The sequence below is a fragment of the Agromyces molybdatiresistens genome (assembly GCF_052748445.2).
In genome coordinates this window covers 470,688-482,892 of the sequence record NZ_CM188258.1, presented here as the reverse complement: position 1 = coordinate 482,892, position 12,205 = coordinate 470,688, and the positions used below count along the sequence as shown (strand labels likewise).

11 protein-coding genes are annotated in these 12,205 nt (G+C 74.0%); 4 read left to right on the top strand and 7 right to left on the bottom strand.

Annotated elements, in window-relative coordinates:
• Window positions 1-31: 31 nt before the first annotated feature.
• Window positions 32-1,366, bottom strand: a complete 1,335-nt coding sequence (locus ACULK2_RS02235; RefSeq protein WP_445970020.1) for a Glu/Leu/Phe/Val family dehydrogenase — start codon at window positions 1,364-1,366, stop codon at window positions 32-34.
• Window positions 1,363-2,721 carry a 4-aminobutyrate--2-oxoglutarate transaminase gene (gene gabT / locus ACULK2_RS02230; protein WP_445970021.1) on the bottom strand — a complete coding sequence of 453 codons (1,359 nt, stop codon included), beginning with the start codon at window positions 2,719-2,721 and terminating at the stop codon, window positions 1,363-1,365. The genes ACULK2_RS02235 and gabT overlap by 4 nt, the downstream gene beginning before the upstream one ends.
• Window positions 2,722-2,850: 129 nt before the next feature.
• Here gabT and ACULK2_RS02225 point away from each other — a divergent pair, with 129 nt between their 5' ends.
• The 3 genes from ACULK2_RS02225 (at window position 2,851) to ACULK2_RS02215 (ending at window position 5,530) form a co-directional block, all read left to right on the top strand.
• On the top strand, window positions 2,851-4,404 hold the full coding sequence (locus tag ACULK2_RS02225; RefSeq protein ID WP_445970022.1) for a PucR family transcriptional regulator: 1,554 nt from the start codon (window positions 2,851-2,853) through the stop codon (window positions 4,402-4,404).
• Window positions 4,405-4,512: 108 nt separating this feature from the next.
• Window positions 4,513-4,698, top strand: coding sequence for a DUF1918 domain-containing protein (locus ACULK2_RS02220; RefSeq protein ID WP_445970023.1), 186 nt, complete (start codon window positions 4,513-4,515; stop codon window positions 4,696-4,698).
• A 64-nt stretch (window positions 4,699-4,762) separates the two neighbouring features.
• Entirely contained in the window at window positions 4,763-5,530 is a 768-nt protein-coding gene (locus ACULK2_RS02215) for an SGNH/GDSL hydrolase family protein (RefSeq protein WP_445970024.1), read from the top strand.
• A gap of 28 nt (window positions 5,531-5,558) precedes the next feature.
• Here the strand turns inward: ACULK2_RS02215 and ACULK2_RS02210 are convergent, their stop codons facing one another.
• Window positions 5,559-6,053: an FBP domain-containing protein gene (locus ACULK2_RS02210; protein WP_445970025.1), complete on the bottom strand. Its 495-nt coding sequence runs from the start codon at window positions 6,051-6,053 to the stop codon at window positions 5,559-5,561.
• 97 nt (window positions 6,054-6,150) lie between these two features.
• A complete protein-coding gene (locus tag ACULK2_RS02205) occupies window positions 6,151-7,545 on the bottom strand; it encodes an aminotransferase class V-fold PLP-dependent enzyme (RefSeq protein WP_445970026.1) in 1,395 nt (464 codons plus the stop codon).
• A 232-nt stretch (window positions 7,546-7,777) separates the two neighbouring features.
• Here ACULK2_RS02205 and ACULK2_RS02200 point away from each other — a divergent pair, with 232 nt between their 5' ends.
• Window positions 7,778-9,493, top strand: a complete 1,716-nt coding sequence (locus tag ACULK2_RS02200; protein WP_445970027.1) for a stealth family protein — start codon at window positions 7,778-7,780, stop codon at window positions 9,491-9,493.
• Window positions 9,494-9,543: 50 nt separating this feature from the next.
• Here the strand turns inward: ACULK2_RS02200 and ACULK2_RS02195 are convergent, their stop codons facing one another.
• The 3 genes from ACULK2_RS02195 to ACULK2_RS02185 all read right to left on the bottom strand — a co-directional run bounded on the left by ACULK2_RS02195 (window position 9,544) and on the right by ACULK2_RS02185 (window position 12,153).
• On the bottom strand, window positions 9,544-10,509 hold the full coding sequence (locus tag ACULK2_RS02195) for a phosphodiesterase (RefSeq protein ID WP_445970028.1): 966 nt from the start codon (window positions 10,507-10,509) through the stop codon (window positions 9,544-9,546).
• A gap of 126 nt (window positions 10,510-10,635) precedes the next feature.
• Window positions 10,636-11,112 (bottom strand): hypothetical protein, encoded by a 477-nt coding sequence (locus tag ACULK2_RS02190; protein WP_445970029.1) that lies wholly within the window; start codon window positions 11,110-11,112, stop codon window positions 10,636-10,638.
• A gap of 219 nt (window positions 11,113-11,331) precedes the next feature.
• Complete coding sequence (locus ACULK2_RS02185; protein WP_445970030.1) at window positions 11,332-12,153, bottom strand: universal stress protein; 822 nt, start codon at window positions 12,151-12,153, stop codon at window positions 11,332-11,334.
• Window positions 12,154-12,205: the final 52 nt, after the last annotated feature.

Sequence of the window (12,205 nt, the reverse complement as noted above, 5' to 3'; positions counted from 1 at the left end):
CGTTCGTTCGGTGTGCGGTGGTGGCGCGCGATCACGGGTAGAGCCCGCGGAGGCGGTGCGCCTCGGCGACGCGCTCGACGGCCAGCGCCGTGGCGGCGGTGCGGAGCGAGAGGTCGCGGGTCTCGGCGTAGCCGAGGACGTGACGCCAGGCGTTCAGCATCCGCTCCTCAAGTCTGCTCTCGACTTCGTCGACCCGCCACCAGTACGCCTGGTTGGCCTGGACCCACTCGAAGTACGAGACGATGACCCCGCCCGCGTTGGCGAGGATGTCGGGGACGACGAGCACGCCGCCTTCCCGGAGGATCGCGTCGGCCGCGGGGGTCGTGGGCCCGTTCGCGCCCTCGACGACGACCTTGGCGAGCACGTCCGCGGCGTTGCCGCCGTGGAGCACGCCCTCGACGGCGGCCGGAACGAGCAGGTCGACGTCCTGGGTGAGCACGGCATCGCGGTCGAGCTCGTCGGCGCCGGCGAAGCCGACGACCGAGCCGGTCGCGCGCACGTGGTCGGAGAGCGCCTCGATGTCGAGGCCCGCGTCGTTGCGCACGGCGCCGTACTGGTCGCTGACCGCGGTGACGCGAACCCCGCCCTCGGCGAGGAACCGCGCGGCATCCGCGCCGACCTTGCCGAAGCCCTGCACGGCCGCGGTGGCGCGGCCGGGCTCGATGCCGGCGTGCCGCAGCGCGGCGATCGCGATGTGCGTGACGCCGCGGCTCGTGGCCGACGCGCGGCCGAGCGAACCGCCGAGCGCGATGGGCTTGCCCGTCACGATGCCGGGCACGGTGTACCCGGAGTTCACCGAGTAGGTGTCCATGATCCAGGCCATGGTGCGCTCGTCCGTGCCGATGTCGGGCGCGGGGATGTCGCGCTCCGGCCCGATGATCGGCAGGATCTCGCTCGTGTAGCGGCGGGTGACGCGCTCGAGCTCGCCGACCGAGTGGTCGCGCGGGTCGATCGCGATGCCGCCCTTCGCGCCGCCGTACGGCACGTCGAGCAGGGCGCACTTCCAGGTCATCCACATCGCGAGCGCGCGAACCTCGTCGAGGTTGACGTTCGGCGCGTAGCGGAGACCGCCCTTGGCGGGGCCGCGGCTGAAGTTGTGCTGCACGCGGTACCCGAGGTACACCTCGGTCTCGCCGGAGTCGCGGCGCAGCGGCACGGCGACCGCCATCTCGCGACGCGGGGTCGCGAGCATGCGGTGGAGGCCGTCGCCGTAGCCGAGCAGCTCGATCGCCTCGGCCAGCTGGGCGCGGGCGTCGACGAGCGGGGTGGGCTCGGCGTCGGCGACGGATGCCGCGTGCGCGCCGGGCACGGATGCCGCGTGTGCGATGACCGGGGGCGACGCCGTCGTCGCCGTCACGGGGTTCATGCGTTCCGCAGCCCTTCCGCGACGACCTCGAGGCCCTCGATGAGCAGCTCGTCGGAGATGGCGAGCGGCGGGAGGAAGCGGATGACGTTGCCGTAGGTGCCGCACGTGAGCACGAGCACGCCGTTGGCGTGGGCGTACGCGGCGACCTTCGCGGTGAGCGCCGCGTCGGGCGCGCCGGTGGCGGGGTCGACGAGCTCGACGGCGACCATGGCGCCGCGACCGCGGACGTCGCCGATGCGCGGGTCGGCCGTGCGGAGCGCGTTCAGGCGGCCGATGAGCACCGAGCCGATCTGCCTGGCGCGCTCGATCAGGCCGTCCTCCTCGTAGGCCTCGATCGCGGCGAGCGCGGCGGCGCACGCGAGCGGGTTGCCGCCGTACGTGCCGCCGAGGCCGCCGGCGTTGGCGGAGTCCATGATCTCGGCGCGGCCGGTGACGGCCGAGAGCGGCAGGCCGCCGGCGATGCCCTTCGCGGTGACGATGAGGTCGGGCACGATGCCCTCGTGCTCGCTGGCGAACCAGGCGCCGGTTCGGGCGAAGCCGGTCTGCACCTCGTCGGCGATGAAGACGACGTCGTTCGCGTTCGCCCACTCGACGAGCGCGGGAAGGAAGCCCTGCGCGGGCACGATGAAGCCGCCCTCGCCCTGGATGGGCTCGATGATGATCGCGGCGAGGTTCTCGGCGCCGATCTGCTTCTCGATCTGCGTGATGGCGCGGGCCGCGGCCTCGGCGCCCGACAGGCCGCCGTCGCGGAAGGGGTAGCTGAGCGGCGCGCGGTACACCTCGGGCGCGAACGGGCCGAAGCCGTTCTTGTACGGGATGTTCTTCGCCGTGAGGCCCATGGTGAGGTTGGTGCGGCCGTGGTAGGCGTGATCGAACGCGACGACCGCCATCTTCTTCGTGTGGTGGCGCGCGATCTTGATCGCGTTCTCGACGGCCTCGGCGCCGGAGTTGAAGAGCGCCGAGCGCTTCTCGTGGTCGCCGGGGGTGAGCTCGTTGAGCTTCTCGGCGACGGCGACGTACGAGTCGTACGGCGCGACGGTGAAGCACGTGTGCGTGAACGCGTCGAGCTGGGCCTTCACGGCGTCGACGACGCGCGGGTTCGAGTTGCCGACGCCGGTGACGGCGATGCCCGAGCCGAGGTCGATGATCGAGTTGCCGTCGGCGTCGACGATGACGCCGCCGCCGGCCGCGACGACCGAGACGGGGATGGTGTGCCCGACGCCCTTCGCGACGGCCTGCGCCTTGCGGGCCATGAGCTCCTGCGAGCGCGGGCCGGGGATGCTGGTGACGAGGCGGCGCTCCTGCGTGAGGGCGGGGCCGCCGACGGCGGTGGCCGTGGGTTCGACGATGGTCATGCGATGCTCCGATGCGGTGACGACGGTGGCGATGTCGGGCAATGGTAGGCAGCGCGGAACGGATGCCACCCCCTCCCCGATGTACACTCGAACCCACTCTGCTCGACGCTGCGTACAGAAGGAGGCCCCGTGAAGCCCACCGTGCGCACCCTGCTCGGCCGGGACGACCTCGCGCTGACCCTGCTCACCGACGCCGACGCGCTGCCCGGCGACGCCCTCGACGCCGCCGTCCCGTGGGTGCACAGCTCCGACCTCGCCGACCCGGCGCCGTTCCTCGAGCCCGGCCAGGTGCTCCTCACGACCGGCACGCAGTTCGGCGCCGACTCGGGCAGCGACGACCCGGCCGACATCGACGCGTACGTCGCGCGCCTCGCCGGCGCCGGCATCTCGGCGCTCGGCTTCGGCACGGAGGTCGTCCGCGACGGCACGCCCGCGCTCCTCGTCGAGGCGTGCGCCCGGCACGGCGTCCCGCTCTTCGAGGTGCCCTACCGCACGCCCTTCATCCGCGTCGCGCGCACGATCGCGGAACTCAACGCGGCCGACGCGAACGCCCGCCAGGCGTGGGCGCTGCAGGCGCAGCGCGCGATCTCGCTCGCGGCCCTCAGGCCCGACGGGCTCGGCGCGACGCTCACCGAGCTGAGCAACCGCCTCGGCACCTGGGTCGGCCTCGTGGACGCCGCGGGCGCCCTCGATCGCGAGGCCCCGGTCGGCGGGCTCGGCCAGCCCGCGCTCGGCGAGGTCGTGGGCGAGGCGCGCTCGATGCTCCGCCGCGGACAGCGCGCGAGCCGCACGCTCGAGGCGGGCGCGTCGGTCGGGCGGGCGCAGCGGATGACGCTCCAGACGCTCGGCGCCGGCGGCGCGCTCCGCGGCGTGCTCGCCATCGGCGATTCCCCCGAACTCGACCAGGCGGGCCGCGAGGTCGTGACCGCCGTGATCGCGCTCGCCGGGCTCGCGCTCGAGCAGAACCGCGACCTCGACCGGGCTCGCGGGCACCTCCGCTCGGGTCTGCTGCGCTCGATGCTCGCGGGCGACGTGGAGCTCGCCGCCGAGGTCTCCGCCGAGATGTGGGGCCCGCTGCCCGCCGACCCCGTGCGCGTCGCGGTCGCGGACCTGCCGCCCGAGCACGCCGATCGGCTCGCCGAGTTCCTCGAGCTCCGCGTCGACGACCGTGGCGGCCGACTCTTCTTCGGCCGCGACGGCGAGTCGGCGGTGATCGTCTGCGAGGACGCCGACCGCGAGGTCGCCGACGAGCTCGCGAGCGAGTTCGACGTTCCAGTCGGGGTGTCCGACGCGGCATCCGTCACCGAGCTCGCACGCCTGCACGAGCAGGCGCTGCGGGCCGTCGAGCGCGCCCGCGAGACCTCCTCCGGCGTCGTGTGGTTCGACGACATCAGCCGGCAGGGCGTGCTCGCGTTCCTCGCCCGGACCGACGCGCGCGCCGTGGCGCGCGCCACGCTCGAGCCGCTCATCGAGTACGACCGCGAGCAGGGCACGACGCTCCTCGAGACCACGCGCACGTGGCTCGAGCACGGCGGCCAGTTCGACGCGACGGCGCAGGAGCTCGGCGTGCACCGGCACACCGTGCGCAGCCGGATCGCGCTCGCCGAGAAGCTCCTCGGCCGCGACCTGTCGGGCTTCCACGCGCGCGCCGACCTGTGGGCGGCGCTGCTCGCGACGGACTGATCGCCATCGTCCCGGCACGCCCGCGGGCGGAGCGCCCGGGGTGACTGCAAGGCCCTACCGGCCCCGGACGCGTCGGCGTACCCTGACGAGTGGGCGAGGAGGTTCGCGATGCAGGCGACGGTCGGCGACCGGTTGGTCATCCACGGCAAGCAGGTGGGCAGCGCCGAGAAGCACGGTGAGGTCCTCGAGGTGCGGGGGGAGGATGGCGCGCCGCCGTACTGGGTCCGCTTCGACGACGGGCACGAGGCGCTGCTCTATCCCGGCGCGGACTGCGAGCTCGAGCACGCGCACTGAGGCCGGGCGACGCTCGTGAGCGGGGCCCGGCAGGGCATCGGGCCCGCGCGATAGCGTGGAGGGCATGTTCCACTCCTACGCGGCGATCGGCGACAGCTTCACCGAGGGCGTCGGCGATGAACTGCCCGACGGCGTCTCGCGGGGGTGGGCCGACTTCGTGGCGCTGGGCCTGGCGAAGGCGGCGGCACCCGAGCCGGTGCGGTACGCGAACCTCGCGATCCGCGGCCGCAAGCTCGGGCCGATCATCGACGAGCAGCTCAAGGCGGCGATCGCGCTCGGCCCCGAGGTGATCAGCTTCAACGGCGGCGGCAACGACATGCTGCGCCCGCGAATGCCCGAGGAGATGGTGGCCAACCGGTTCCGCCAGGCGATCCACCGCATCCGCGACCACGGCATCCACGTGCTCATGCTGAGCGGTGCGAACCCGACCGACCACCTCCCACTCGGCCGCGTGTTCGACGCGCGCGGCGCCCGCCTGACGGCCGCGCTCCAAGACCTGGCGCAGCTCGACGGGGTCACGTTCGTCGACAACTTCAGCGACCGGCGGCTCCGCGACATCCGGTACTGGTCGGCCGACCAGCTGCACCTGAACTCCCTCGGGCACGCCAAGGTCGCCTCGAACGTGCTCACGGCGCTCGGCGTGCCCGTGCCCGACGAGTGGGGCGTGGCCGAGGTCGCCGCGGCTCCCGCCGGACGCAAGAGCCGCAACACCGCGACCTACTACCGCGAGTACGTGCTGCCGTGGATCGGCCGGCGCCTCACAGGCCGCTCGTCGGGCGACGGCCGCACCGCGAAGCGCCCGACCCTCGAGCCCGTGGCCCTCGACGCCTGAGCCCCGCCCATGCGGCGCGCGACGGCGGTCAGTCGGCGAGCACGCCCTCCACGAAGGCGCGCGTCCGCCGCGCGAGCCCGTCGATGCGCGACCACGCGAGCGCCCCGCTGCGCACCTCGGCCGGCGCGAGCGGCGCATGCAGGCGCACGTTCTCCTGGCACGACAGGTCGCTGCAGACGTAGGTGCCGACCGTGCTGCCGTTCCGCCCGGCCTCGCCGGCGCGGCGCGCGGAGAACATCGTCACCTGGTTCGCGGGCTGCTGCGTGTGGCACAGGTTGCACATGCCCGCGCGGAAGCGCGACGCGGGCGGATCGGCGGCGCGCAGCACGATCCCGACCGGCTCGTCGTCGATGAGCGTGACGAGGTAGCCGCGGCGGCCGGCCCTGCGGTCGCGCCACGCGAGCGCGTCGACGTGCTCCCAGTCGACCAGCAGGTACTCCAGCGGCAACTCGAGTTCCGCGAGCTCCCGATCGGTCGCGTTCACGAACGACGACCTGAGTTCGTCTTCGCTGAGCGGACGCATCCGACCCCCCTTCGACCCGAACCAGTGTAGGCGCGTGATCGGATGCCGCAGCCGCCGGGTCGCCGCGGGTGCGCGCCGTCGGGGACCGCGTCCGGCCTCAGGCGAAGCTCGGTCGCGGGCGGTCGTCGACTCGGGGGCACCAACCGCCGGGCGTCCGGTCGTACTCGAAGGCAGGCCCGTCGGCGATGAGCCCCGCGAGCGCGTCGAGGAAGCGGTCGACGTCGTCCGCCGACGACCCGGCGCCGAGGCTGACGCGCAGCCCGTTGGCCCGGGTCGCGAGCCGATCGAAGAAGGGGTGCGCGCAGAACCGCCCGGCCCGGACCGAGATGCCGTGCTCGGCGGCGAGCGCGGCGGCCACGAGCCCCACCGACCCGTGTTCGAGCTCGAACGTCGCGATGCCGAGCCGGTCGTCGAGGTCGGCGAAGCCGCGCAGCACGCGCACGCCGGGCTGCGCCGCGAGTCCGTCGTGGAGCCTGGCGGCGAGCGCGTCCTCGTGCGCGCGGCGGGCGTCGTCGCCGAGCCGCTCGAGCTCGACCAGGGCGCGCGCGAGCGCGGCCGCGCCGATCACGTTGGGTGTGCCCGCCTCGTGGCGCTCGGGCCCGGCCTTCCACTCGACGGCGCACTCGGCGCCCTCGACTGCCACCGATTCGACGGCGCCGCCGCCGGCGAGGTGGGCGGGCGCGGCGTCCAGCCAGTCGGCGCGGCCGACGAGGGCGCCCGCCCCGAAGGGCGCGTAGGCCTTGTGCCCCGAGAAGGCGAGGTAGTCGATGCCGGATGCCGCGAGGTCGACGCTCCGGTGCGGCAGCAGCTGCGCGGCATCCACCGCCAGTCGCGCGCCGTGCGCGTGCGCGAGGTCGGCGAGAGCGGCCGGCGGAAGCACCTCGCCCGTGAGGTTCGATGCGCCCGTCACGGAGAGCAGCGCGGCGGGACGCCGCGCGAGTTCGGTCGCGAGCGCGTCGAGCGTGGCGGCGAACGTCGGGCACGCGACGACGACCCGGCGACCCCGTCGCTCCCACGGCAGCAGGTTCGCATGGTGCTCGACGTCGAGCACGACCGTCTCGCCGGGAACGGCGCCGGCGAGCAGGTTGAGCGCGTCGGTCGTGTTGCGCGTGAAGACGACGGTGTCGTCGAGACGCGCACCCACGTGCCGGGCCACCGCGATGCGGGCGTCCTCGAGCAGCGCGGTCGACGCCTGCGACGCGTAGCCCGTGCCGCGGTGCACGCTCGCGTAGTAGGGCAGCACGGCGGAGACGTGGGCCGCGACCGCGGCGAGGGCCGGGGCGGATGCCGCGACGTCGAGGTTCACGTGCCGGACCGTGCCGCCGCCGAGCACGGGCACCTCGAGCCCGGCGTCGACGAGCTCGGCGAGCGGGCCCGGTGCGCGGCGCGCGTCGAGGGGGCGTGCCGCTGCGGGCGCGCCGACGGTTGCGGGCGCGCCCGGGACGGCGGGCGCGCCGGGAGGGGCGGGCACGGTGGTCGCGGTGCTGGTCATGACGCCTCCTGGCTGGCGGGTGCGTCGAGGCTATGGAACCCGCGCCGACGCCCTCAACGGCCGAGCGTCACCATGCGTCACCGCACGACATGCGACGCAACACGCGACGCGACAGTGGTCACCCCGACGGGGTGCGGGTCGAGCGCCTCGGCGCCCAGCCGGGCGGTCGTACGATTGAGCCATCCGGCGCAGTCGCGCCATCCGCCCACCGGAAACCGGAGCACCCCACGACGTGACGACGAACGAGCCCGACCAGCCCCGCGACGACCGCATCCGCCTCGAGGGCGACGCCTTCCACCGGCGCGTGCCGGACGTCGACCGCGGACTGCAGCTGAGCGGTGCTCCCGAGCTCGTCATCGTCGAACCCGACGCCGAGCACGCGCGGTTCCGCCGCGACGACCTCGTCGTGCGCCGCGGCCAGTACGCGCTGCGGAACGGCCACGCGACGCCGCAGGAGTCGATGGTCGAAGACCTGGTGGCCGTGGCATCCGCCCTCGACGACGCGCGGATCGACTACCTGCTCGTGCGCCGCGACGGTGGCCGCCCCGTGATCGCGGTCGATCGCGCCGCCCGCAAGCGCGTCGTCCGGGCGATCACGACGGCGTTCGCGAACGAGCCGTTCTACTCCGCGACCCTCATCCCCGAGAAGGCCGCGGATGCCCCGGACGTCCTCGTCGCCGACGGCGCCCTGTCCACGGCCCGCAAGCCGCTCGCCGTCCGCCTCTACCGCCCGCGCATCGAGCCGGTCGGCCGGCTGCGCTACGGCTCGGAGTCCGCGGTGCAGCTGGAGTTCTGGCGGTTCGGCGACGACGTCATCGAGGCGCCGATCGAGAACGCGCTGATGCGGCGCACGCTCCCCCGCGGGGAGGCCGTCGAGGCCACGGTCCACCTGCACGGCCGCGACTGGCGCACGCTCGAGCACATGTGGGAGCCGCTCGCGAGCGACGTGGACTTCGAGATCGACATGGTCTTCTCGTGGGTCGACGGCTCCGACGTCGAGTTCGTGCGCGAGCGGGCTCGTCGCATGCAGACCTACGTCGTCGGCTCAGGCGACGACTCCGAGGCCCGATACCGGCAGATCGACGAGCTGAAGTACGCGCTGCGGTCGGTGTACCTGTTCGCGCCGTGGGTGCGCCGCATCTTCATCTGCACCGACTCGCGCCCGCCGGCGTGGCTCGCCAGGCACCCGAAGGTGACGATCGTGCGGGCCGAGGACATGTTCGCCGACACCTCGGTGCTGCCGACCTACAACTCGCACGCGGTCGAGAGCCAGCTGCACCGGATCCCCGGCATCGCCGAGCACTTCCTCTACTCCAACGACGACATGTTCTTCGGTCGCCCCGTCTCGCCCGAGCTGTTCTTCTCGCCCGGCGGGATCACGAAGTTCGTCGAGGCGGGCACGCGCATCGGCCTCGGCGAGTCCGACCCGAGCCGCTCGGGGTTCGAGAACGCGGCGCGCGTGAACCGCGCCCTGCTGCGCGAGCGGTTCGGCAAGGTGACGACCCGGCACCTCGAGCACTGCGCCGCACCGATCCGCCGGAGCGTCCTGGCCGAGCTCGAGGCGACCTTCCCCGAGGAGTTCCGCCGCACGGCGGCCAGCCGCTTCCGCTCGGCGACCGACATCTCGGTGACGAACTCCCTCTACCACTACTTCGCGCTGCTGACCGGTCGCGCGGTCGTGCAGACCGACGCGAAGGTGAAGTACATCGAGACGACGCTGCAGCGCGCCCTCCCCGCGATGAAGCGCCTGCTGAAGCGGCGTGACATGGACATGTTCTGCCTGAACGACGGCAGCTTCCCCGAGATCTCGGTCGAGGAGCGCACCGAGGCGGTCATCGACTTCCTCGAGCGGTACTTCCCGTTCGCGGCACCGTGGGAGAAGCGCGAGACGACGGATGCCGCGGCGCGGCCGGGCACGTCGCAGGAACGGCCGAGCCTCACGGCCTGACCGCCCGGACTCGCCGTCACGTCCCGTCGACGACGCGTCCGGCCGACCCGTCAGGGGCGGAACGCGAGCGTCCGCGGCGGGACGATCAGGGACACGGGCTCGACGATCGACCCGGGCGACGACTCGCGCGCCGCGGCGTCCGCGATCACGATGCCGTCGGCCGCGAGCCGGCGGGCGGACTCCTCGGCGTCGATGAAGTCGAGCGGCGCGTGCGCGCCGAGCGGCACGACCGAGTGCAGCACCGTCGTCGGATAGACGTGCACGAGGTTGAAGGCGCGTGCGCCGTCCCACCCGCGCGTGCCGCCCGTCGGCACCGTGAGGTCCTGGGTGTAGCAGCTCGCCGACGCGACCGAGACCGGGACTCCGGCGAAGGTCGCGGTGGAGGAGTAGTGCAGGTGCCCGGCGATGATCGAGCGGACGTCGCTGCCCGCGACGACCTCGGCCAGTGCCGCCTGGTCGCGGAGCTCGACCGATGCGGCGAGGTCGAGCACGCTCGGCACCGGCGGGTGGTGCATGGCGAGGATCGTGCCGTGCGGGGCGGGGATCGCGAGCTCCTCGGCGAGCCAGTCGAGCTGTTCGCCCGTGACCTCGCCGTGGTGGTGCCCGGGCACGGTGGAGTCGAGCGTGATGACGCGCAGGCCGCCGACGTCGTCGACGCGGTCGACCGGGCGCTGCCCGCCGATGCCGTCGCCGAGGAGCCCGCGCCGGAACGCATCGCGCTCGTCGTGGTTGCCCATGACCCAGATGACCCGGGTGCCCAGGCGGGCCGCGACGGGGTCGACGATGCGCCGGAGGTGCTCGTAGGCCTCGGGCTCGCCGCGGTCGGCGAGATCGCCGGTGAAGACGATGGCGTCGGGGCGTCCGCCGGATGCCTCGAACTGCTCGAACAGCTCGTGCAGGTGCCGGTCGGCCGCGATGCGGTCGTAGAGCCGGCCCCCTCCGGCGAGCAGGTGCGTGTCGCTGACGTGCAGGAGGAAGTGCGACGGCCGAGGGTGCTCGGCCAGCCGGGTGCTCACGTGTGCTCCGATCGTTGCGGGGTGACGTCCGGGTGGACTCACGCTAGCGCAGCACATCGGGCCGAACGGCCGGTGAAGGCGGAGTGTGACGAACCTGAACGCACGGCGCTCGGAGCGCGCCGGTGGTCAGTCCTTGGGCTTGTCGGGCCGGTTCGAGGCACCGGGTGGATCGGGCCGGCCGTTGCCCGTGTCGGGCTCCTCGGTCGGCTCGACGGGGTCGGTCGTCGGCTCCGGGTCGGTCACCGGTGCGGGCTCGCCTGCCGGGTCGTCGGCCGAACCGGTCGGCTCCGGCGTCGGCGACGGGCTCGGCGGCGCGGTGGACGCATCGGGTGCGTCGCTCACCGGGCTCGGCATCACGAACCCGGATGCCGGCCGCGGTCGCGAGCCGTCGTCGGTCGACCCGCTGCCCTCCGCGACCGGCGGCTGCGCGATCACCGCGGCGGTCGCGGCGAACGCGGTCCCCGACACGAGGAGTGCACCGACGATGAGCACGAGCATGCGATGCGCCGAGATCCACGGCAGCGTCGGCCCGGACCGGAATCGGGCGACCGCCCCGGCGACGTGGGCGAGCGCGACGGCCAGCCAGGCACCGATCGCCGACACGACGCGACTCAACGGCCCGGTCGCTCCGGCGGCCGGGGCCGCGTGACGGCCGCGGCGCCCCTCGCGGGGACCCGCACCAGGGTCTTCCATGCCGTCCATCGCCTCGTCCGTCGTTCCGTCGCAGTGCAGCAGCATACCTGCGGACGGGCGGAAGCGCCTCCCGAACGGGGGGTCTTGACTCGGGCGCGCGGATGGGGCATCCGCTCGTCGTCGAACGGGTCAGGCGACCGACCAGCCGACGAGGACCGCCTCGACCGCGACCTGCGGCACGACGACGACCGGGCCGGCCAGGTTCATCAGGAGGTCGGAGTTCGTGCGGCCGAGCGGCAGGAAGCCGCGGCTCGCGACGCGGCGCCCGGTCACCGTCAGCACGGCTCGACGCGTCACCGCGATGAGCGCGTCGGAGGCGTCGCCGCCCGTGCTGCGGACGTCGAGCTGCAGGTCAGGATCGACGGCCGCGGCGAGCTCCGCCGCGCGCTCGAGCGCGCGCTCGTGGACGTCGTCGCCGTCCGCTGCGCGAACGAGCACGAGCGGCTCGCCGAGCCGACTCGCCTCGACGGCCCCGAATCGCACGGCCTCGTCGCTCTCGCGTCCCTCGGATATCCCGACCGCGACCCCCGAGCGCCCGCGCCACGACGTGACGGGGACCACCGCGCTCGGCGACGCCGCCACGGCCGCGAGCTGCAGGCTGCGCGAGCCCATCGCACGACCGTGGAAGTACCCGACCTTGTGGGTGCCGACCACGACGAGGTCCGCGTCCCGCGAAGCTTCGGCGAGCGTCAGGATCGGGCTGCCGACCGCGACGACGCCCCGCACCTCGACCTCCGGCGCGATCCGCCGCGCGACGTCCGTCTCTCGCTCGGCCCGCTCCTCCGCTGTGGCGCGGAGTTCGACGAGGGCCGACTCGCCGAGGCTGCCCCATCCGTCGTCGACGACCGTGACCAGCACGAGCGCGTCGCGAGTGCGCTCCGCGCGACGGGCCGCCCATTCGACGGCGGCGCGGCTCGCGACGCTTCCGTCGGCCCCGACCACGATCGTCATGGGTCCAGCATCCGCGGCGCGCGCCCCCCGGACCGGGGCCTTTGGTCCCGCC